General features: G+C 42.2%; 20 protein-coding genes and 1 pseudogene. 14 read left to right on the top strand and 7 right to left on the bottom strand.

Translation table 11 applies throughout. The features are described 5' to 3' along the window. The first annotated feature begins 15 nt into the window (after nucleotides 1–15). The 6 genes from DEHRE_RS14670 (at nucleotide 16) to DEHRE_RS07520 (ending at nucleotide 6,979) form a co-directional block, all read left to right on the top strand. Nucleotides 16–198 carry a hypothetical protein gene (locus DEHRE_RS14670; RefSeq protein WP_144284043.1) on the top strand — a complete coding sequence of 61 codons (183 nt, stop codon included), beginning with the start codon at nucleotides 16–18 and terminating at the stop codon, nucleotides 196–198. Between the two features lie 519 nt (nucleotides 199–717). Next, a complete protein-coding gene (locus DEHRE_RS07540; protein ID WP_019226109.1) occupies nucleotides 718–1,248 on the top strand; it encodes a sigma-70 family RNA polymerase sigma factor in 531 nt (176 codons plus the stop codon). After that, entirely contained in the window at nucleotides 1,223–2,605 is a 1,383-nt protein-coding gene (locus tag DEHRE_RS07535) for a hypothetical protein (RefSeq protein ID WP_019226110.1), read from the top strand. Before DEHRE_RS07540 ends, DEHRE_RS07535 begins: the two co-directional genes overlap by 26 nt. 382 nt (nucleotides 2,606–2,987) lie before the next feature. Continuing rightward, the gene (locus DEHRE_RS07530) at nucleotides 2,988–4,970 is read left to right on the top strand and encodes a DUF1430 domain-containing protein (protein WP_019226111.1); all 1,983 of its coding nucleotides are present in this window, start codon (nucleotides 2,988–2,990) and stop codon (nucleotides 4,968–4,970) included. Next, the gene (locus DEHRE_RS07525) at nucleotides 4,967–5,575 is read left to right on the top strand and encodes an ATP-binding cassette domain-containing protein (protein WP_019226112.1); all 609 of its coding nucleotides are present in this window, start codon (nucleotides 4,967–4,969) and stop codon (nucleotides 5,573–5,575) included. The genes DEHRE_RS07530 and DEHRE_RS07525 overlap by 4 nt, the downstream gene beginning before the upstream one ends. Before the next feature lie 336 nt (nucleotides 5,576–5,911). After that, nucleotides 5,912–6,979, top strand: a complete 1,068-nt coding sequence (locus DEHRE_RS07520) for a hypothetical protein (protein ID WP_019226113.1) — start codon at nucleotides 5,912–5,914, stop codon at nucleotides 6,977–6,979. A 69-nt stretch (nucleotides 6,980–7,048) separates the two neighbouring features. Here DEHRE_RS07520 and DEHRE_RS07515 read toward each other — a convergent pair whose 3' ends face one another. Together DEHRE_RS07515 and DEHRE_RS07510 are read right to left on the bottom strand one after the other, a co-directional pair. After that, nucleotides 7,049–10,741: an Ig-like domain-containing protein gene (locus tag DEHRE_RS07515; RefSeq protein WP_020424308.1), complete on the bottom strand. Its 3,693-nt coding sequence runs from the start codon at nucleotides 10,739–10,741 to the stop codon at nucleotides 7,049–7,051. A 421-nt stretch (nucleotides 10,742–11,162) separates the two neighbouring features. After that, on the bottom strand, nucleotides 11,163–11,639 hold the full coding sequence (locus tag DEHRE_RS07510) for a hypothetical protein (protein ID WP_019226114.1): 477 nt from the start codon (nucleotides 11,637–11,639) through the stop codon (nucleotides 11,163–11,165). Here DEHRE_RS07510 and DEHRE_RS07505 point away from each other — a divergent pair. After that, nucleotides 11,639–11,863, top strand: coding sequence for a sigma factor-like helix-turn-helix DNA-binding protein (locus DEHRE_RS07505; RefSeq protein WP_019226115.1), 225 nt, complete (start codon nucleotides 11,639–11,641; stop codon nucleotides 11,861–11,863). The two genes, DEHRE_RS07510 and DEHRE_RS07505, sit on opposite strands and share 1 nt — an antisense overlap. Before the next feature lie 63 nt (nucleotides 11,864–11,926). Beyond that, nucleotides 11,927–12,262 (top strand): phage holin family protein, encoded by a 336-nt coding sequence (locus DEHRE_RS07500; protein ID WP_019226116.1) that lies wholly within the window; start codon nucleotides 11,927–11,929, stop codon nucleotides 12,260–12,262. Between the two features lie 62 nt (nucleotides 12,263–12,324). On the opposite strand, the gene DEHRE_RS07495 is transcribed toward DEHRE_RS07500, so the two are convergent. Beyond that, a complete protein-coding gene (locus DEHRE_RS07495) occupies nucleotides 12,325–12,510 on the bottom strand; it encodes an SH3 domain-containing protein (protein WP_019226117.1) in 186 nt (61 codons plus the stop codon). Nucleotides 12,511–12,846: 336 nt separating this feature from the next. On the opposite strand from DEHRE_RS07495, the gene DEHRE_RS07490 reads away from it, so the two are divergent. Further along, entirely contained in the window at nucleotides 12,847–13,284 is a 438-nt protein-coding gene (locus tag DEHRE_RS07490) for a hypothetical protein (protein WP_019226118.1), read from the top strand. Between the two features lie 19 nt (nucleotides 13,285–13,303). Beyond that, entirely contained in the window at nucleotides 13,304–13,765 is a 462-nt protein-coding gene (locus DEHRE_RS07485) for a hypothetical protein (RefSeq protein ID WP_019226119.1), read from the top strand. A gap of 246 nt (nucleotides 13,766–14,011) precedes the next feature. Here DEHRE_RS07485 and tnpC read toward each other — a convergent pair whose 3' ends face one another. The 4 genes and pseudogenes from tnpC to DEHRE_RS07465 all read right to left on the bottom strand — a co-directional run bounded on the left by tnpC (nucleotide 14,012) and on the right by DEHRE_RS07465 (nucleotide 17,977). Next, entirely contained in the window at nucleotides 14,012–15,613 is a 1,602-nt protein-coding gene (tnpC, locus tag DEHRE_RS07480) for an IS66 family transposase (RefSeq protein WP_242836908.1), read from the bottom strand. Between the two features lie 84 nt (nucleotides 15,614–15,697). Continuing rightward, a complete protein-coding gene (gene tnpB, locus DEHRE_RS07475; protein WP_019226927.1) occupies nucleotides 15,698–16,054 on the bottom strand; it encodes an IS66 family insertion sequence element accessory protein TnpB in 357 nt (118 codons plus the stop codon). Further along, nucleotides 16,048–16,380: an IS66 family insertion sequence element accessory protein TnpA gene (gene tnpA / locus DEHRE_RS14115; protein WP_019226926.1), complete on the bottom strand. Its 333-nt coding sequence runs from the start codon at nucleotides 16,378–16,380 to the stop codon at nucleotides 16,048–16,050. Before tnpA ends, tnpB begins: the two co-directional genes overlap by 7 nt. Nucleotides 16,381–16,508: 128 nt before the next feature. Then, a pseudogene (locus tag DEHRE_RS07465) lies at nucleotides 16,509–17,977 on the bottom strand (IS1182 family transposase). A gap of 196 nt (nucleotides 17,978–18,173) precedes the next feature. Between DEHRE_RS07465 and DEHRE_RS07460 the strand changes: the two are divergent. The 4 genes from DEHRE_RS07460 (at nucleotide 18,174) to DEHRE_RS07440 (ending at nucleotide 22,032) form a co-directional block, all read left to right on the top strand. After that, the gene (locus DEHRE_RS07460) at nucleotides 18,174–19,040 is read left to right on the top strand and encodes a cell wall-binding repeat-containing protein (RefSeq protein ID WP_019226721.1); all 867 of its coding nucleotides are present in this window, start codon (nucleotides 18,174–18,176) and stop codon (nucleotides 19,038–19,040) included. Nucleotides 19,041–19,520: 480 nt separating this feature from the next. Next, nucleotides 19,521–20,378, top strand: coding sequence for a SatD family protein (locus tag DEHRE_RS14110; protein ID WP_019226723.1), 858 nt, complete (start codon nucleotides 19,521–19,523; stop codon nucleotides 20,376–20,378). Nucleotides 20,379–20,381: 3 nt separating this feature from the next. After that, a complete protein-coding gene (locus DEHRE_RS07445) occupies nucleotides 20,382–21,143 on the top strand; it encodes a DUF3307 domain-containing protein (protein ID WP_019226724.1) in 762 nt (253 codons plus the stop codon). A gap of 85 nt (nucleotides 21,144–21,228) precedes the next feature. Then, complete coding sequence (locus DEHRE_RS07440) at nucleotides 21,229–22,032, top strand: YlmH family RNA-binding protein (RefSeq protein ID WP_019226725.1); 804 nt, start codon at nucleotides 21,229–21,231, stop codon at nucleotides 22,030–22,032. The last annotated feature ends 8 nt before the right edge of the window (nucleotides 22,033–22,040 follow it).

The raw sequence follows: 22,040 nt of genomic DNA, 5'->3' as shown, positions 1-22,040 counted from the left end.
CGTTTATTCAGACGATTGGCAGCATTTTTATTTTTGAGCAATTTGACTTTTTGGGTCGAATCTGCTTGTGAGAAAATTCCTATTTTAAATGATGATGTGGTACAATTTGGAAACCCCGACGTTAACCATGTGAAGCGGGGTGACAACCCCTGCAAGCCGCAGATCGGCTTCGGTAGCGAGCGAGGCCTGTTCATGTAACAGAACAGATTGTCCTTGATGAATCGTAGGGATGGACGGCGTAGTCGAGCGCCGCGTTCAGCATGCCCATGATGTTCACGAGCATGTTCTTGAAATACCCGTGCAGGTATATGTCGTTGGTGAACTCTTGGAGCATCGCAGGGCTGAGCGCCTTCAGGCGGTAGTGCCAGAGCTTAGGCTTGACGTGGTTTTTATGATAACCTCGTGCCCCGTGTAGGTGTTACAGTGAACCTCTCAGCTTGAATATTTAACATCAGGAAAATATAGTGATATACGTTTTTCTGCGAAAAGTGTTGCAAAAATTGCTACATCAGTCAGGGCACCCTAAATTTTTAGCTTTATTTTTCTTCTAAATGCTGGTAACGTGTGCTTGAAATTCATGAATAAGTTTTTGTATTACAAACACTTAAGCTTCTTTGAGCAACGTGTTAAATTTCAAATCAAAAAGCTATAAGTAATATATAATAATGTAAGGTTTTGGCAATAAGATGTGTCTAATAGGTGAAAGGGGGTTAAGCGGTGCCTGTAAATATACCAGATTTAGAAAAAATGATGGATCAATATGGTGATGACATTCTTCGTCTCTGCTGGTTATATCTAAAAGACATTCACCTGGCAGAGGATGCCCTACAGGATACTTTTATCAAAGCATACAGAAAATATGGGACTTATAATAGACAAGCAAGTGAAAGAACTTGGCTCATTAGTATCGCCATGAATGTATGTAAAAATTATCTGCGGACTTCATGGTTTAAAAGAGTCATCACGGTTGACAAAATCGACGAGCATTTAATGAAGAATTGTAATAACAATATTTTAGTCTTGGAAAGAGACAACGGCGAAATTCTGGAACAAATCATGAACTTAAGTCCAAAGCATAAAGAAGTTATTTTTCTGTATTATTATCAGCAATTTAAGATTAATGAGATTGCTGAAATTCTTAAAATGAAAGAATCTACAGTTGCCGTGAGACTAAGCAGGGCCAGAGAAAAATTGAAACAAAGTATGGAAAGGTGGTCTTATCATGGACAAGTTCGACAATCTGAATGAAATCATTGAAGATAAACTTAATCACATTGTAGTTACAGATTCCCTTAAAGAAAGGATTAAGACAAAGGCCAGCAAGAGCAAGGCTCCCAAATCTTACTCGTCTGGTTATAAACGAGCTGCCATTTGTACTGTAAGTTTTGCTACAGTAGTAATGTGCATCGTATTTTTATTTCATAGTAATATTTCTGAGGCTTTTGAGCCGCTAAAAAAGTATATACCAGGTTTAAATGCAGTTATTGTGGATAGTAATGATGCTGAAACCTATGCTTTAGTCGATAGCAGTATTATTTTTCAATCTGAAAATGGACAAAAAATTGAAATTCTCTCCTGTTTCACTGACGGCAATGTTGTCAAAGCTGTAATCAGAAGTAATATTCCTGTAGAATGGAAACAAAACGATACTCAATTGGTCACTGACAGCAAAGGCAATAAGGGTAAGCTTACTGAATTTAATGCCATGGGTGACGGGGAGAAAGGATCTTCTGATTATGAGTGGATCGGCTCTGCAAGCTTTCAATTTGGCCGTGTTGTTGATCGTTTTAATTTGTTAATCGGAGGACTAACAGTGCCGGTCATTATGTCGAAGGTCGAGGGGGTTGAGCATTTTGAGGATTTCGGCAATGTATCTTATGAAAATGGTATACGTGTGGCGGCTTTAACACAGTATAAAGATAATTTGCTTGAAGTCAAACTGATAGGATTAAGTGACGATAATAAGAAAATATTAACTTACGGTAATATCTATCTTGTCGACATACAAGGCAAAAAATATCTTCCTGTATCCTCTCAGGATAAAGATGTCCCCCAAAATACATTTTATTTTGAAGCTCGTTTAAAGGATGATTTAGAAGCAGTAATTCCCTATATAATTCTTGCTGATAATGAGAATAAAAAGGTGGATCTAAAGTTGGAAATTCCATCGGAAGGGGATAATACTCCCGTCGATCTGCCGGTTAGTATTGGCACTTACAACGTCAATATTGTTGCTTTGCAGCGGATGGTAAATGAAAATTCCATTGTTGTAAGACGTTCAGATGGGAGTAAAAAAACCGTAGAAAACCCCAGCAAAACTGGACTGCAGATTGTTATTGATAAAAAATTTGACAAGGCAATAAAGAATGGTTTGTCAGGTTTTACATGGTCATGCGATCAGAAATACAATGCCATTCCATTACAGATTGATGGAGAAGCAACATTTGTTGATCCCGGGTATGAGCAAAGCGATAAATACGGTGAACCCCGTTATGAAGTAATCAGTTTGCCTAATTTCCCTGCTGAGCAAACAACACTGGATATTACACTTGAAAATTTCCAATATTATCTTGAGGGAGATTGGAGTATTACTCTGAAAAAGTAATCAAAAAAATATCAGAGATCCAACTGTAGTGACTACTGGAAAATAAATTTCTATGTTGCGTATGCTTATAGTAAGACATGCTTCGAAAATTGTAAATGGAAATAGGGCTCATTATGGAACTTGGGTATGGGCAAATGATACATCGGATCTTGAAGTACAACATTCCGGAAACACAGTGAATTATTATAGTATGGCGTATTGAGTATTGACCAACAAGCATAGTATTTGAATAATACAGGGGCTTTCAATTCAATCAGATTGAAAGCTCATGTACTTTCGATATAATATAAGTGAGTTTGAAGGTTTGATTACGATATGACGATATGGAGGCATTTTTCAGCTCCGTATTTGCCACAATTAATCTAGAAGGGTTTTCTGTATTATGAAGAAAATAAAACTGATAGTCATATACTTATTAATCACGATTGGCTTTATTTTTAATGGGGAATTGTTCATTCTTTACTTGGACGGCTTTCAAGAATCCTATTACCAGTCGGGATTTGATTTTGTGAATCGGGAAGCCGCCATCGGGGAAAAAGAAGTCATCCAAGATTTTCTCAATGCAGGAAAGACGTACGATGTCGATTTCTTCTTTGTGGACAGTACGATTATCTCGGCCTACGCCAAAGAGATCACGGTATTCGGCACGCCCAACGCTTTGAAAACATTACAAATCAAAGGTATTCTTGAAGGAAAGCATAACAGCCTTTTTATGGGAGAAACACAAGTTAGATATGCGGATTTCAGTAAGATTAAGACGATGGAAAAGTTCAAAGACTGTTATTACATCGGCGATCAATCCCAACTGAAAGCCATGCGCTTATTTAAAGCGAGCCTGGTAGGTAAATACGGAGGCGGACTCCCTAAATTGTTCAGTTCCGATAAAGAGACTTGGCTGAATCTATTGGCGGTTTGGTCTATCGTTTTTGGCTTGATCCTGCTGCTGACGATTTATGAAATCATCAGCCTGAAGAAGGAGATCATGGTGCGGATAACCCTTGGGGAGGATGTTCGAACCGTTTTCGGCAAAAATGCTTTGGCTGATATCGGTATCCTGGTCAGTGCCTTCCTTAGTTTGCCGTTCATATTAGGCCTATTATCCAATTCCAATGTACTATTTAAAATTAAAGCATTGGCCCTGGCTTTTCTGGTGTTCATAATTGCTAATACCTTGATTAATGCGGCCGTTTTGCGTGTTAACTTTAAAAAAGATATCGCAGCCAGACGCTCAGGCGGTGGACTTCTTACAGCCAACTATATCCTGAAATTCATAACCACCGTACTTACCCTCATTGTTCTATCCAGTAATTTCGCCGTACTGGCGCAAGGGTATCTAATGTATAAGCAGCATGATTTTTTTTCCGAACATAAGGATTATAGTTACTATCAATTGAATTACAGGGTAAATAATCACTTAGGCAAAACAATTTCAGATGAAAGCATGATGAATCAAGAATTCTATAAACGGTTTCAAAAATATTCCTTGCAATACAATGATTTGACAGCTAATTTCCGCAGCCCGTACCCTGTTATCCTAATAAATCAAAATTCGTTTGCAGAAATCTCAAAAGTGAGCTATGCCTTGGCGGAGGCGGTCCAAAGTGCCGACGATGATTATTATTTACTGATCCCGTCCGGTATGTCGGAGGATTCTCAGGAATATTTTATCGCGAAAGATATGATCGATGTTTTTTTTGGAAAAAATGTTCTTTCAAGCGTTAAGACCAAAGTATATGACGGCGATGTTAGTCTAGTGGGCATTCATAATCAGCCGAACAAGTACGTAAGCCGACCAATGGCGAACCCGATTATAATTTTCAATAATACGCTTCAAAAAATTGATGAATATCAGGCAGGTAACGATATGTACTATGCCTATGATACGATGTACAATATCCCCGAGCGGGACTTCAATCAGTTTATCACGGAGTATCAGCTGTCTGATCAAATCAGGGTCAAATCCAATGCCCTGGATATCTATGAACATAATTGGGCGATTATCTTACGCAATGTGAAATTAGTCGTTATTTTATCAATCTTTTTGCTGGCTCTGGAAATCGCGCTGATCAGTTTTATTATCAAACTGGAGTATCAGTTCAACGCAATGGAACTGGCGCTGAAAAAAGTACTTGGATACTCACTCTTTGCCAGAAATAAGAGGTTGATACTTATCACGTTAGTCGTTTTTCTGGTGAGCATCATCCTGGCGTTTTTGCTTAGAGGGCTTTTAGGGATTGCCGAAGGTGCCGATCTCATCTGGGGAGGGCTCATTTTGCTGGCGGTTGAGTTAATATTTATTGCTAAGAAGGCAAGTACAGTGGAAAAAGCCAATGTACCTGCCATTCTAAAAGGAAGGGTATTATGATTGAAGGAATTAGTATCACCAAAAAATTTGATGGTTTGACTCTGTTTCAAGATTATAGTTTTCTGATCAAGGAACAGGAATTTGTTTGCTTTTCCGGTGCCAGCGGAACGGGAAAGACCACCCTGTTGAACATGATTGGATTAATCGAGCCCATTGACGCCGGAAGTTTGAGAATTAACGGAATGGAGTACACGACAAATAAGCAAAAATTAGCGTATTTCCGTTCTGTCGTCGGTTTTCTGTTTCAGAATTTTGCACTGATAGAGAATAAAACTGTTAAACAGAACCTTGAGCTGATCAGGCCGGACAGCCGAACCAATTATACGATTGAAGACGTGCTGGAAAGAGTCGGGCTAGAAGGTAAGCTGAACAGTAAGGTTTATACATTGTCCGGCGGGGAGCAGCAACGCGTAGCGTTGGCGCGTTTATTTCTTAAAAAATGCGATATCGTTTTAGCTGATGAACCAACAGGATCGCTGGACGCCAAAAACGCTCAAATAATTATGGATATTCTACTTTCGCTGAATGCCGAAGGGAAAACTGTCATTATCGTGACCCATGATCAAAAAGTTAAGGATAAGGCACAAAGGGTTATCGACCTATAAATTTCGATTTGAACGTATGCGAATGCAATGTCATTTACAAGTCAATATAAAACAGCAAAATAAAAAACTGGCCGGGACGTGATCAATGAGTGTTGTAGAATGACTACAACGAATTTTAGCTTTTACAGTTCTGCAATATATGAAGGCTTTCCTAATATAATAATAAGCCGGCTTATGAAATCTTTTGCTTGAATTACTGGTGGTGTTTTTTTATAATTGGTAAAAAAAAGAAAGAACATTATAAGTAATCAAGTTTCATTGTTCAGTCTGTTCAAAGTATACTAAAAGTGATTTTAAGTGAGTAATCTTAAGAAGCTAAGAGAGGAAGAAAGGTGAATGAAAAAACAATCTCAATCCCTTATCCAACTAATAATGATCTTAGCGCTTTTAATTCTACTTTTTGCTGCTTGTACCCCAACCACCAACTCCGTTCCTGGTACAATGTCACCGTCAAACTCACCTGCGATATCGGAGTCATCCGAGGAATCTGGACCAACGGTACCAGCAGAATCAGTTGAACCTGTTGAAAAATTCACAGGAGTCTGGCAGTATGCATACGGTGACAGAAACATTGCTCAAATCCAAGTCTATAATGAAACGGAAAACGGGTTTGATTTCCATCTTTTTGTTGTGGAATATGATGAAGAAGGAAAAATTACACAAGGAGGATTCAGTACGTATGCCCAGAAGGACTCGGATGGCAAAGCCTCCTATTCCGCAGGGGAGAAAGAATCCTCAAATAAGCTTCAGCACGTAGAGGGTACTCTTGTCATCAATAATGGATACCTGCAGATTACCTATAATAACCTCCAATTACTTCCCTATGACCAGCAGAAGCAAACCCAGCTGTCAACATCTTTTAAAAAGGTTTCTGCAGACCAAACGAAGCAGGTAATGTACAAACTGCCATTTTTTACGAGAGAGATTATCGGTTTTACTTCGGACTTAACGATAGAGAAAGCAGATACGCTTTTCGGCCCTGTGGTTGATGTGGAAATGGTGCCAGAAACAGGTGGACGTATCGATGTGACAATGAAACGCAAATACGCGGATACAGTAGTGTCTTTTTACTATCCTGAAGGTGCAGGTAAGAGCTACTCTTTTTGCAGCATAGAAATCACTCGCCCAGATTTTAGTTTCATAAGGGGTATTAAAGTGGGTGATTCATTGGAGTCGGCCATCGCCAAGTTTCCTGATGAGAAAAACGAAAGCAAGACTGGGGATAACGGTAAAATCCAGACTTTATATGGAAAGGCAGTGTATACTGAAGTTGCCGGGTATATCTGGTATGACGAAAACGGTCTTAAAAACATTTGGTACAGTGACGGAGGGCTAATATTTAAATTGGAGTTTGATACTACAGATCATGTGTCCAAAATGTTACTTACAAGCCCGATCGACTAAGTTATCTTCACTAAGACACAAAACAAAGAACTGGCGAGTTGCCTCGCCAGTTCTTTGTTTATTTCTTTCTTATGGGTGAAAAGCTTCAATGATTTGACCGTCGGTGCTGACGACCCCAAATGGATCATAAAAACAACATCCGCCGCAACGAGGGAACTTACTCGTATCCCCGCCATAGTAATAGTCGTTGTAGTAGCTTCCGGCAGCTTGTTCAAACTTTAACGGGTGATAGCCGGTGTTTGGATCGGTAGCGCTGCAATAGCCCATTGGATCAGTAGCATAACTGCTCTTAGTATAGGTACAAAGGTGCACGTGAATGGGGACACCTGAATTACTGCCACTTGCAGAACCGCCCATAGTGCCTATTGTCGTACTGGTTGTCACAGAGTCTCCGGCACTAACACTCGTAGAGTTTAAATGTGAGTAAGAGGAATAGAATGTCCGGACTCCAGTTAAATTATGCTCGATGACAACGATTCTCCCGTTCGCAGTTGAATTATCAGGTCGAACAAATGCTACAGTTCCGCCGAATATGGGCTTTACAGGGGTGCCAGTGCTTCCAAGGGCAATATCGTAACCCAGATGTCCTTTGTTATTTGTTTCTTTGTCATTAAATCCTTGAGTTACTGCCCAGCCAGCAAATGGACCGCCGCTTGGTAACGTAGCACCCACTTTATAGGTTTTGTATCCTACAGGGACGCCTCCATTATTAGATACGGTTATCGCCGTTGTTGCTGTGAATCCTCCGCTATTTGTTGTTACGGTAATAGTTACTGATCCAGTTGCCTGTGCAGTTACCAGACCATTACTGTTGACAGTTGCAATACTTGTATTACTAGACGACCAAGTAACCGCCTTGTTAGTCGCATTGGCTGGAACGACGGTAGCTGTTAGCTGTTGGGTATCTCCCGCATCCAAAGTGACAGATGTTGGGCTCATGCTTACACCTGTAACAGGAATAGATGCTGAGGCAACGGTCACCATTGAGTTTGCTGCAAAACTGCCGTCTACAGTCCGAACAGTGATCGTTGCGGTTCCTGAAGCTGCGCCTGCGGTTACTAGGCCAGTACTGTTCACTGTTGCCACATTTGTATTGTTGCTTGACCATATTACTGCCTTATTCGCTGCGTCGGACGGGGACACGGTCGCAGTAAGCTGCTGGGTCTGATTGTAAGCAAGCGTTACTTGGCTGGGAGATACCGTGACGCCCGTGACGGCCACACTTGAAGCGATAGCGTTCAGCATATTGCACGTAGCTGAAACGAATTTCCCGGCAAAATCCCTGTCAATGATATCTTGTGATGAGCTGGGGAAGGGAAGCTCAATTAACGCCGCGCGCATGCCTTTATTTTGTCCCCAAAGACTTACATAGCCTTTGGCGGAACTAGATAATGTGCTAAGACTAAAAGTTGAGCCGAACTGAGTCTGGAAATATTGCCCGATCGTAGTATCCCCGAGAGATTCATTGAGCCAGCCGTGAACATCCAATAAAACCATGGTTTGGGCTTCGCTTTGCCATTGCAGCAAGGCTTGGCTAAGGGCAAGCGATTCAACTGAACCCAGTGCCAATGAGCCGTTAAAATTCCGGCTGTTAGTATAGGGATAAAAGTCATTATTATTGGTATACGGAAAGGAACGGTTAATATCCTTACCTGCGTTGACTGTTGCCCGGCCAGGACCGTTATTTGTCCAACCGTCCAGAATTCCATCCGGATTGGCGCAGGGAATAACGTAGATTGTCCATGCGGAGAGGTTTTCCGCAGCAAGTTCTTCAATCGTCGTTTTAGCGATTTTGACCAGCTCCTCGCCGTCAGCCGCCCAGGCATCTTCAAATCCGTGAACTGCGAATACCGCCGCCAGAACATTGCTGCCGCTGCCAATTTTGTAATAGTTAAGGGAACGATTGTTGCCGCTGGTACCATAACTTCCTTCTACGACATTGGCAACGGAAATAGTTGGCAGGGTCACTGAAGTCGACTGAAGGACTCCTGTCGATACATAGCCGCGCTTGCTTGCCGAACCACCTGTGTTGTACTCGACGTAAGCATAGGCTGATTCTACCGAGGCGCTGCTTAGTATGCTTACTCTTTCGTTATCAAAAATTGTGCCGATTGTTGTAAAATTGGTATTTGGTCCGGTATATACGGTTTGGTTCCCGACAGCTTTTGCTAACCCGGTACCTGTTCGCAATGCCGGAACAGAATTCAGAGAGCCTGCAGCAGTCAGGCAATTTTGACTGACATAGCCTCTTTTCCGTCCTGATGCAGTATTGTATTCGATGTGATACCATTGTGTCGGATAAATAGAAGAAATGTCTCTTTCCAGGATGACGACGAATTCTTCAAGTGAGAGCCCCCCGCTTAAGAAATAGGTTGTATCCGGGCCGCAATAGACAGCGCCGGGAGTGGAAGTGACTTCAGCCAGAACGCCTCTGTTCCTGCCTGCTAATTGCGTTGTATCGACATAACCTCTTTTCGTTCCGGAGGGGGAGCTAAATTCAATATAGGTGAAGCCGTTTTGACTTTCATTAAAGCGGGTGACCCCTTCACCAGAATAGACAGTTCCAGAAGCGGCGTAATTGTTCGACGGTCCGGTATAGACCGTCAGATCCTGGTTGGTTGCATCGGCACAACCCGTAAACGTCCTCTCCGAGACACCTGCGGCAACGGTAGAGGGATCATTCAAACAGTCGTATGGAACATAGCCTCTTTTCTTATTGCTTGATGTGGGGTAATGAATATAGAACCACGATTTTTCCTTGCCAAGAACCAGGACCGGATCATTCTGGCTGACACTTCCTACAGACGCGTAGTTTATGTCACTTGGTCCAAGATAAACAGTGTCTGCGTTTGCAACCGAAACGACAGCTCCAGTGAGAGTCTGAAGACCGCTGGCCGACACATAGCCCCGTTTTTGACCGGAGGAGGTTGTGTACTCGATAAAAGAATAGGCAGACTCCGCAGTAACACCCTCAATCCAAAAGACAGTCTCATCAGCGGATAAAGAGCCAACAGAGGCAAAACCTAAATTTGGTCCGGCATAAACATACACATTCTGTTGGACGGAAGCTGCATTTTGAAATGTTTTCAGTGATCCAAGTCCGCTGGTCGAAGAATATGGCGTAATTAAGTTTTGATCGACGTAACCGCGTTTTCTACCGGAAGTTGAGTTAAATTCAATATAGTACCAGGAAGAAGCGTCTTTTTCCAGGATAACTACGTATTCTCCGGAGTAAACACCTCCCCCGGTTACGTAATTGCTGCGGGGACCGGTATAAATGGTAGCAGATGATGAAACGTTCGCAAGCACCCCCCTGTTCCTGCTTGCAAGTTGACTGGTCAAGGCGTATCCACGTTTGGTGCCAGACGATGTACTGTATTCAATATACGTGTAGCTCCCACTGGTTTCATTAAAACGCGTGAAACCTTCCGTGGCATAGACATTCCCGGGTAATGGATAAGTGGTTGAGGTTCCCGGACCTGTGCATACCGTAATGTTTAGGGTTGAAACATCGGCATAGCCGGTTAAAGACCGGGTCGGGACGCTGGCCGCTACAGTAGCCGGATTCGTGATTGTGTTGTACGGGACATAGCCTCTTTTCCTGGTAGTGGCTCCGGTGTAGTACTCGATATAGAACCAGTTTTTTTCCACGGCGAAGACCTCGACTTGCTCTATGCCAACACTGCCCACAGAGGCATAAATGCTGGAACTTGGTCCATGATATACAGTTGAAGCGCTTGCGGTATTTACTTTTACTGACATAATATCTCTCCTTTGTTTTTAAAAATTTTTTGAACCAGCTGATTAATTAGCAAAGAGAAGAAATATGGATATTCGTAAACTTGCTTGGTAACTTTTTTCTAAGGCCCTAAAATCAAGAAAATAGTTTAGCCGTTCTGTAATATTTCTCCCTTCAGCTTGATTATATTTCCTCAGCAACTTGTTAAACGGCAAAAACTCGGCAAAAACTCGGAAATTTGAAGACAGAAGAAAAGTCTGTAACGGAAGAGAGATCAATCATAGATTGTCTGCTAATTATAATGAAGCGCCATTTACGTTACATTGGGTTGATGTCAACTTGCACTTTTGGAAATGTTGCAACACTATGTCGCTTGTTATGGTTAAATAAAAGAGGAAGACGACCCGAAGGTCGCCTTTTTCACTTTTGGACTTACTAGATGTCTTAACCAAAGTAAACATAGTAACTGCCAGTACTTCCTGAAGCCCAGTTTGTGTTAACGTAACAATTCCTTGCAATGAAGGTACTTCCACTATAATAACCGCTAATATGAACCATAGCGCCGTTATTAAATGCATGCAGTGCGTCAACGTCGTAAGAACCGCCTGCAGCTTTAAGCCTTGCTCCCGCGGGGATATCGGCGCCTACGGTTGAGGTTTTAGAGGGACTGCTCCAAGCGGTTAATGCATAACGTGCGTAAATATTGGTGGCACTGTTACGGACTACTGCCATATTATTGTCAATTACATATCCCTCAATTATCCCCGAGCCAACTTTTCCGGCGATTCCTTTGCGGAAAGAACCTGTTGCTACTTTTTCGGTAACAACGGCTTCGCCAACACCCATGTTCATTAGTATGGTCGAACTTGTACTTGCCGAAGCATAAAACGGAGTTGCAACTTTATTATGCTGAAGCTGCATTGGTTACGTTGGACACCCATTTTGAACTGGAATTAACAGGGATAGATCATCTGCTGACGGAATCGGAATTATCTGTTGTCGAAAAGATCTATCTATTGGTCTATACCGTAGCAGAAACCGCAGCTATTAATGAAATCAGCAGACAAGCAGTTAATAAGACAAAAAAACGGGCTCTGAAGAAATTAGCAAAATGGTTTGGACAACAAGGGCATTGGGGGGATTAATGTGGATTTGCTTTTAAATTATCTCAAAATTATGATTGCACTGTAGGCGGGGTTTTCGGATGGTTGCTAGGTGAGCTTGATTCCCTGGTTTATGCGCTGGTCGCATTTGTAGCATTTGATTATGTAACTGGTGTCCTATTGGCGATTTTTGATAAGAAAGTATCGAGTAATATCGGATTTAAAGGTATATGTAAAAAAATATTGATATTTGCCCTAATTGCCTTGGGAAACATTATTAATCAATACATTATCGGTTCAGGAAGTACTCTAAGAACGATGCTGATTATGTTCTATTTGTCTAATGAAGGGATCAGTATACTTGAAAATATTGCTAAAATGGGAGTGCCATTTCCACAAAAGTTAAAGAATGTCTTGCAACAAATGGGAGATACAGGCTAACTCAGACCGTTACAGGTCAAAACCCTGAGAAATATTCTTACTTCAACGTCTCACTCGGAGGATTATCTAAGGTCCTGGTAGATGCTCAACCTGGCAGATACGCTCTCTTTTTTTTTGGATCCCGATGGGTATTCAATAAATTTCCATCCGTATTCCTCCCATAGGACAGTGTAGGGATCGAGTGCATCGAGATATCCCACCACGGCATACGCTTTGTTTCCTGGGCCTCCATAAACATTTGTACTCATTACAGTATCCTCCTTTTTACTCATCGAATTAGCTAATTCAATGAGTAAAAAGAAAAATAGTAAGGGTTTAGCAACCAGTCTGGAAATATATTTTAGAACTTAATTCTTTCTTGCCTGCTTTGCATTTTTGATTTATGTCTAAATTTAAAGGGGGGTAGTCGGTTAGCTCCAGTTGAAAATAATATTGATACGAAAAGTGCCAATTGGCGCCGTTGCCGTTTTAGGGACAGTCTCAGGAGTAAAAAAATCCTAAATATGTGTTGCAAAAAGTAATCTATGTTGTCTATTAGTATTGGAAGGAAAAATTTGCCTGTATAAATTAGAAAGGAGTATAATATGATTAGAAAGTTAAGAGTTTCTTTCATACTATTTTTTCTTGGTTTATTTCTCTCTGTTGCGACCATGGCGTATGCCGGTCAAGCATCCAGCCCAGTAACAAACTTTGGTATGAATTATGGAGGGTATATCTATAACGGTTATTGCACAATTACTACATCTCCTAGTTTTGCTTCTGCCAGTGCTATAATGTCCTGCACAAATGGAAGTGCGCCAACAGGTTATATGGGGGTTAGTGCTTATATGTATAATGACGCAGGGACATGTGTTAAGTACAGCCCTTGGGCATACAATAGTTCTCCTCAGGTAATGTTAACTGCTACTTCTCCATATACAAGTGTCAAAGGCACATATTATGCCGGTGGAAGTTTTAGAATGTACAATGGGAGTGGTTATTTAGAAGAACCGTGTGCTTACTCACCAAGACAAAGTAATTAAAGAAGGGGGGTTGAAAAATATGTTAAAAAAATCTGGTATTTTTACTATCGGTATAGCTTTAGCTATAGGGCTTTTAGCAGGCTCTTTGAGTCTTGGAGCAATATCTGCGATAGCAGACTCGGATAATTCTAATGTTGCTCCTAACTACAAAGTAAATGCCCATGGACAAACCTATGGCACCAACATGGCATCCACATCTGTGCAATTTCCGGATTTGATACAGGCTCAGGGAACTGATGGAACAATTGGATATATTAAGAAAGCTGATTTAGACAAAGATCAACCTCAGAATCCGCAGGAAGCCGTTGCGTATATGGAGAAAATGAAAAATGCCCCTGCATATTCAGAGATTCCATTATATGCGTCTGATGGCGATACGGTAATAGGAAAATTTGAAGTCTTCAATTCAGCCTCCGATGCAGGCCAAGCAGAATTAGCCAAACAAGAAGCAGCCGCAAAAGCTGCAGCTGTAGGCAAATAAGTTTCAAATTACAGGTGAGTTCTTCCTAACATAAAGAGGGGTTTTATCGAGGCCACTGAAAAACACTTTGTTTTTCGCTTAAACCACACAACCAAAAAACCAGAAGATGAGATATATTGACTCATTCTCCTGGTTTTTCAATTCTTATATGTAATGGCTTAGTTTATCACTCTCTTTTTGTAAGCGTAAACTCTAGCGGCGTAAAAAAGAGCCCGCCGTAACCAGCAGGCTCGCGTCATATAAAAATCATTCGTCGCATTTGCTCTTAGCATACGGTACTCGGCAATGCTCAGGAGCATTTGCCGGGAGTAATGGAATCACCCAGTCTGGATGTGTTTGATCAATGTTAGGAGCAGTGTTCAGGACATATACCAGATACCTGTACGGATCAAGGTCATTCTCCTTGGCGGTTTCAATTAGGCTATAAATTATTGCACTGCCCTGGGCACCATTCGGCGTATTTGCGAATAGAAAGTTTTTTCGGCTCATGACAAAAGGTTTTATACTCCGTTCTGCTCGGTTGTTAGAGAGCTCCAGCCGGCCGTCCTTCAGATACTCTATCAAGTGAGGCCACTGCTGTTGCAGATAATATAAGGCTTTTCCAAGGGCAGACTTCGGAGCTGCGTTTCTTGTTTGTGCCCAAGTCAGGAAGGCATCCAGAACCGGTTTTTCCAACTCCAGCCGCTGGGTATATCGTTCTTCAGGGGTAAGACATTTAAGCTTATCCTCAATCGAGAATAGCTTGTTGCAATACTCTTGCCCAATTACTGCCGAAGATCCTTTTTGCTCGGATTTTGGCAAGGAATTGACCGCCTCATCAAATTTACGCCGAGCATGGGCCCAGCAACCGACTACCGTGATGTTTTCCGGCAACGTGTAATAAGCCTGATAACCATCCGCATGCAGGTATCCGGAGAATCCTTCCAAAAATTTCTTCGGGTTTTCAGCTTTTCGATCCGGCTTGTATTCATAAAGTATGAGCGGGTGCTCTGTATCCCCGCCGGTTCTGTACATCCACATGTAGCTTTTGGCTTGCGCCTTCTTGCCTGGTTCTTTGAGTACTTGCAAGGTGGTCTCATCCGCGAAGAGAACACTGTGCTGCAAGAGCCGTCGGTGCATCTCCTCATACACTGGTTTCAACCAGTCCTCGGCTACTCTTAAGATCCAGCTGGACATCGTCTGACGGGATAGCATCACACCGCTTCGATTCAGCTCCTGTTCCTGTCGGTAAAGGGGAGAACACATGACGAATTTCTGGGTCATGATGTGAGCTATCGCTTCCGGGGAGGCAAAGCTTCCGGAGATGACGGGTTTATCTTTCCGTGTTTTCAACACGGGGGTTTCCAAGGCCTCTGCTTTGCAGGTCAGGCAGGCATAGCTGAAATACCGGTCTTCACGGATTTTTACCTGTGGCGGAACAATTACAAGGCTGCGGCGGACTTCCTTGCCGATTTCCTGCATGACAGTATCGCAGGCTGCACAAAGCCGTTCTTCCTCAGAAAGACGATGCTCAACGACTTCAACGGGGACATTATCCGGCAGGATTTCCTCAAGGCTGCCGGAACGCTTTTGGCGGGTATGGGCAGCAACTTTTGTTTTCTCTGGTGACTCGATTTTAATATACGCTTCTGCCTCGTTAAACAAAAGGCTCAGTTGCTCCATGACCGCTTCCTGCGTTTTTTCGGAGGAAGATCCGAAGCGTTTCTTTTGGCCCAGGCGTATCTGTTGCAGAAGCAACTCAATCTGTTTGTTTAACTCTGTGTTGTGTGCCTTAAGTGCTTCATATTCCGCACGTGAAATGGTGACCATTTCGGCGTTATTTATCTCATTTTTTTGTAGCTCTTTCATAACAAAATTATACCATGAAAAAGCCAGTTTTTCCAGTGTTTTCAAGGGTTTCCAGTATTCTTTTCGAACCCTTTCTGAGCCTTCTTAAACCATGCAGAGGCCTGACGCCGGACGGTGTGCTTTGGGTTGTTCTACGCTTAAACCTTCCATTAGCCACCGGTACTGCTGTGGGGTAAGCGCCTGCGCTTCGGCGGGGCTACGCGGCCACTGAAACCTTCCGTTTTCAAGCCGTTTGTACAGGAGAACAAACCCATTGCCTTCCCAATACAGAGCTTTTATCCGGTCACATCGGCGTCCGCAAAATAGAAACAGGGTGCTCGAAAACGGATCCAGCCGAAACTTCTGCTGGACGATTCCAGATAGACCGTCAATCCCGCATCGAAGATCGGTGTATCCGCAGGCAATATAGATGCAGTCGGCTCCGGTGAAATCATTCAGCATGACTTCAGCGCGCGGCAGATTGCTTCAATGGCTGATGCATCTGCGCTGGGGTAAATGTCGGCTTCGGCATTTCCGATGCGCACTGTTGCCGCTATTTCCAGACAGTCATTCCGGCGTTCAACGGGAACTCTGGCAAAGTACGGCTCTTGATGCGTGGTCAATGCTTTAAACACTCGGCGTTGCCAATAGTAATATGTTTTCTCGACAATCCCGTTTTCCAGGCACCATTGCCTGATGCTTATTCCACTGTTCCGGCAGGATGAGATCCGCTCGCTCCACTCGGCCAGCCGTTGGTTTACGCTTAAGGTTTGCAGGCTTTGCTCCATTTGAGTCACTCCCATTCTATCTAAATGTCTACCTTAGACTCTTTTGGTGACACTTAGACTCTTTGGGATATTCTCTCATTCTGCTGATTCTATGACAATCCGCCTACATGGTTTACGCTTACCTCTTTTTAACCCATTAAAGTTATAATTCTTTTTAAATTAACAGCAAATATTGTGGTCGCCGCTTGTAGCTGCATACCAAATATGCCTGAAGCAGATGCAACACCATACCCATGTCTATGTTTTAGCTCGCTGTTTTTTGCCTCAATTTTGTAACGTTCCTTTGACTTTTCTTTGAAATATTCGCTATCCTGAAATATGGCCTGTTCTTCATGCGTGTGGTGTTTTATCGTTACAGAATATGTTTTGGTTTTTGCCCCGTCTTTATAGCAGCCTGCTTTATAGGGGCAGATTTTGCATTTTTCCACGTCGAATAAGTAGGATTCTACCGTTCCTGTACCGTCTTTAGCATGTTTTTAGGCCGGGTGCTTGTCTTTTTAAAGCTCATATGTCCAGCCTGACAAACATACATCTGACAATCTTTATTAAATTCAAATATATTGGGATTTATTCGGTTCGATTGTTGATGTGTCACTGTTTTACTCAGCTTAGAAACCAGATTGATGTTATTTTCTTTCGTATATACGATGTTATCTTTTTCGGAATAGGCTGCATCACCAATGATATCTGTAACTTCAATTCCTGCTTGTTCACTTTTTTCTACCAGGGCCTGAAGTTGTTTCCCGTCATGTTTTTCTCCTGATGTAACAACTGCGGCAGTTATGATCCGTTCTTCCGTCATGGCTAGATGAGTTTTATATCCGAAAAAGGCTGTATCCGCTGTTTTATGACCCATTTTGGCATCGGCATCCTTTGACATTAAGGCTAATTGTTCATGGTCATCCTCAACCACTTCTTTTAGCATATTTAGTTTTTCTCTTACAGCAGGGTAACCGGAAATGTGTTCTGCGTTTTCAATGACCGTTATTAGTTTTTGGCAATACGCTAGTTCATCTTCCAGTAAGCCATTATTAACTTTTGCCGGGAATTGCTCTTTCATCTTATCATCTATGGCATAGACGGCTTTGCGTAGCCTCTTAGAACATTCTATTAAATGCTCCCGAGGTGATTTTTGATTGTATCTTGCCTGGGTATGGGTAGAATCTACTATGATGGCTTTGCTTTTTATAATACCTTTTTCCAAAGCGATTCCAACTGTTTTTTGGATCAATAGATCCAGCAGGTTTGTATCTTTGAGCCGTAGCTTTCTGAACTTGGTCAGTGAACTGGGGTCAATGACTTCTTCTTCCGGTGTCATATCAAGAAAATATTTAAATGACATATCGTATTTTGATCGCTCCACCACATCAACATCTGATATGTCGAAAATGCTTTTTAGTAAAAGGTATTTGAACATCCGAACTGGATCTATTGCACCTCGTCCATTATTTTGACAATAGACATTAACCAACTCGTCGTAGATAAAATTAAAATCCACTAATTCGTTCATCTGTCGCAATAAATTATCTTTGGGTATGATCAAATCGTATATGCCCATATAGGGACTTAAGGCCAGGCTTGTTTGTTTCTTTATCATATGATTACCTGCGCTGAAGTTTTTTCTCTATTTAATTGTATCAAAAAAGAGCTGGAATTACTTCTTTCTTCGTAATTCCAGCTCTTTTGCTTTTGAGGTTCAGGTACCACTTTTTCAGTGGCCTCGTTTTATCCCCTCTTTATCTAAAATCTAAAATTACGGGAGATTCTTGAACCGTGAGCACTGAAAAGAAAGTGTGCAATTACGATTTTCTTATGAAAAAATTGATGCGCTCTGTGCCGCGCCGTTATCGCAAAAATACAATTGCCCGATTTTGTTAAACATCAAAGAGAATTTGCTCAGTAGTACAAAAAAGGAAATTCAAAGACTTGAGGCCAAGAATGCTGTAATTATCGGTGGTACGGGAGCCATCTCGGAAAACGTTGAAAAAGAGCTTAAAGCTATAGGTCTAAGCTGTACGCGTATATCAGGTGAAGACCGGTTTGATACTTCCGTAAAAATTGCAGAGAAGCTCGATTTCAATGGTGAGGTTTGCGTAGCAACAGGACTCAATTTTCCAGATGCTATTTCAATTTCTTCGATCGCAACCCAAAAAGGCATGCCCGTGCTCTTAACCATGACGTACAAATGTCCTCAAAGCGTAAAAGACTACATCAAAAATAAAAACATCACTGCCGCTTATATTGTCGGTAGCGATGATGTTGTCAGCGACGGGGTAGCCGGCAATTTCCCCCATGTCAAACGATTGCAGGGGAATGATCGCTATGATACCAATATGGCGGTAATCAGCAATTTTGCCAAAGAGCTCAAGTTAAGTACCGTTTATGTTGCTACCGGTTCAAATTATCCGGATGCTTTAGCTGCTTCCGCACTGGCCGCTAAAACTCATTCTCCTGTTTTTCTGGTTAATGATACTGCCGTGGACAAGACGAAAGAATACTTGCTGCAAAACCAAATTCTCCCGAACGTTGTTGCCATAGGTCAGACAGATGTTGTATCCGATGGCGTAGTTAAGGAGCTGCTGCAAAATACGGGTAATACCAACGGGAATTTGCAGCTTAACAAACCAGGAATTGATGAGAATTATACAGTGATATTCTAACCTATTAGTCACTTTATATTAAATTAAAGCTTCTTTTGACTAAATTCACAAGTTGAATCTAACAAAAGAAGCTTATTTTATAATCGTCAGCATATTAATTATCAATTTAATCCAGGTCCAGATTCCTTACCTGTTTAAGCCAATTATTTCATTTACCGAAGAATTTGTAAGCGCATACAAATTCTTCAAATTTAGAAATTTTTTGTATCGAAGATACATTGAAAGGCTTGACAATATATCATACGGGGAAAGGGAAAAAAGTAATGCCTTACGAGTATTTGTTGATTCAAATATCCTGGTATCTGCTGTGTTAAGACAGGGCTAGGAGAGTATTTCGTAAGAAAAGACTCTTTCAGAGGTCCTAGTCGTATACTAAAGGTAAAGAAAGCAAGCAACTAATTTAGGTTGTAAATACAAAAAGCAATCAAAACAGATTGCTTTAAATTTTAATGCTGTTATAATAACACTAGAGGTGGTTCTATGCTCTACACTGCTGTGATTGCCGATCTGGTAAACTCGAAAAAGCTTCCCAAAAGTGACCGTGAACAGATTCAACGATATATGAAGATGTGCCTGAATGTCCTGAACAGCATCTTTCAAAGATCGCAGGAATTTGCCGTCATCTTCAGCGCAGGTGACGAAGTACAAGGACTGTTCAAAACACCGACAGCCGCATTACTCTATGTTCGTCTTTTAAAAATGCTGCTGGCTCCTCTACCGATTCGCTGCGGATTTGGGGTAGGGGACTGGGATGTCCGGATTCCGGACGGGACTTCAACGGAACAGGACGGACCAGCTTACCATCTGGCCAGGGAGGCAATTTTAAGAATCCCGGAACGCAGCGGCTATGACTTATTATTCAACGCCAAGCACGAAAACGATCTGGTCATTAATGCCTTGCTCAAAACATCCGATCTGCTCGTCAGGAAACAGAGTCTGTATCAAAACAACGTCTTATTGCTGACCGAAGTCATTCAGCCGCTGTTTGACCAAAAGGCAATGGATCTGCCTGCATTCAAGCGGCTGCCAGGTCTTGTTTCGGAAAGGTACCGCCAGAGCTATTATCAAAAAACACGAATCAAAGCGGCTTCAATCGATGACGTATCCTGGATTAACAGCGAGCATATTGAACCTTTCGCCATTTTTGCTTCGGAGTCACTTCAAAATAAATTGACCCTGAAAGAGGTCTATAAAAAAGGATTATCAGGAAAAATATCAAATATTACCAATACATCCAGACAGAATGTTGACAACGTGATCAAATCTGCCAACATTCCAGAGATTCGTGAAATTGATATTGTTACCCTGCTGATGATCCATCGAACCTTTGAGAGGTGAGTTATGAATTTTTTGCTGCCGATAATTGCCCATCTGCTTGGAGACTTCATTCTGCAAAGCACGGCAATGGCTACCAAAAAACGTGACCAGATCAAGTACTTTCTCTGGCATTGTCTGATCTATGCCGTCCTTCTGATTCTGGCTCTAATCTGGTTTGGACCTGTTAATAACATGATATTTGCAGTGCTGATCATCGTTCTAAGCCACCTGTCTATCGATTATTCCAGAACCCGTCTGCTTCAATATTATGCAGCCAAACAGCCGGACTTGGCAAAAACAGATTTTTTCCTGTTTGTTGCCGACCAGTTTTTACATATCCTGATTATCCTGGCCTGCGGCTTTTATCTTACAGAAACAAGCGGACTCGGAGAAAGTGTCTTAGGCAGGATTTCGGTGGATTTAACGGGGCCGGAATTATACAACGGTGCCGTGCTCATCTTGTTGTATATCTTGTGCCTGTCGCCTGCCGCTATTTTTATCAAAAAGATCCTGATCTTATTTCATTTTCAGAATCAGGAGGATACCAACGAGTTAATTAAAAGCGGGTATCTGATCGGCGTGCTGGAACGGCTTATTACACTGACACTGTGGCTGAACGGGCAGCTCGGGGCCATTGGCTTTGTGCTCGCAGCAAAAAGTTTAGCGCGTTTCAGTCAGCTAAACGACCGGGACTTCGCCGAAAAATATCTTGTCGGCACGCTGTTGAGCATTGTGATCGCACTCGGCTGTATTACACTCGGTAACGCATTACTGATCATCAGGTGAGCCATCAAACTAATTGAATACGTTGAAAATCAGTACAATAGATATATAAGAAATAATTGTTTAAAAGTTCTTAAAAGGATGCTGCATGATTAATAAAAACGAAATCGTCAAAAAATATGCCCAGGATGAAGAAAGCAGGCTACTGCTTGCCCGGGTCCTTGACAAGCTTGAAGAATCCGAGAAAAAGAATATTCCGACCTTTACAAGGTTCTGCAATCAGCAGCAGCGGTCTTTGGCCGAAAATATGCTTATTACGGACGGAAGATCCCGGCACTTTTTCTGGGGAGGCTATGAAGGGGCTGAGCGTACCGTATTGGTCTTTTTTCCGGACTACTTGGAGCCCGAACAGGTCATTCAGGATGATGAATATTGCCCATTAGCTTTTATCCGGGCGGAATATCCTGCAGACAGCGGCCTGTCGCATCGGGATTTCCTAGGCAGTTTGATGGGGGCAGGAATCAAACGGGAAACGGTCGGTGACATTCTGGTCACAGAAAAAAGCTGTGATCTGATTGTCCTGAAAGAAATCCTGCCGTTCCTGATAAACAATCTGGAATCAGTTGGCCGTGTCAAAATAAAAACAGCAATCATCTCTGCGGGATTGCTGCAAATACCGGAAGAAAAAGTTCTTCTGCTGAAAGACACCGTAGCCTCATTACGGCTGGACAGTGTGGTCGCGGCAGGTTTTAACTTAAGCCGTACCAAAGCGGGGGAATATGTTGAATCCGGGAAGGTCATGCTAAATTCGCTGGAATGTGACAAAACAGATAAGACAGTTGCGGAAGGGGATACGCTATCTCTGCGCGGCTTCGGAAAAATCAAGCTTCAGGAAGTAGGCGGACTTTCTAAAAAAGGCCGCCAGTCCATCGTGATTAAAAAGTATGTCTAGTACAACGC

Source organism: Dehalobacter restrictus DSM 9455 (assembly GCF_000512895.1).
Taxonomy (GTDB): Bacteria; Bacillota; Desulfitobacteriia; order Desulfitobacteriales; family Syntrophobotulaceae; genus Dehalobacter; species Dehalobacter restrictus.
This window is presented reverse-complemented; position numbering and strand designations above follow the sequence as displayed.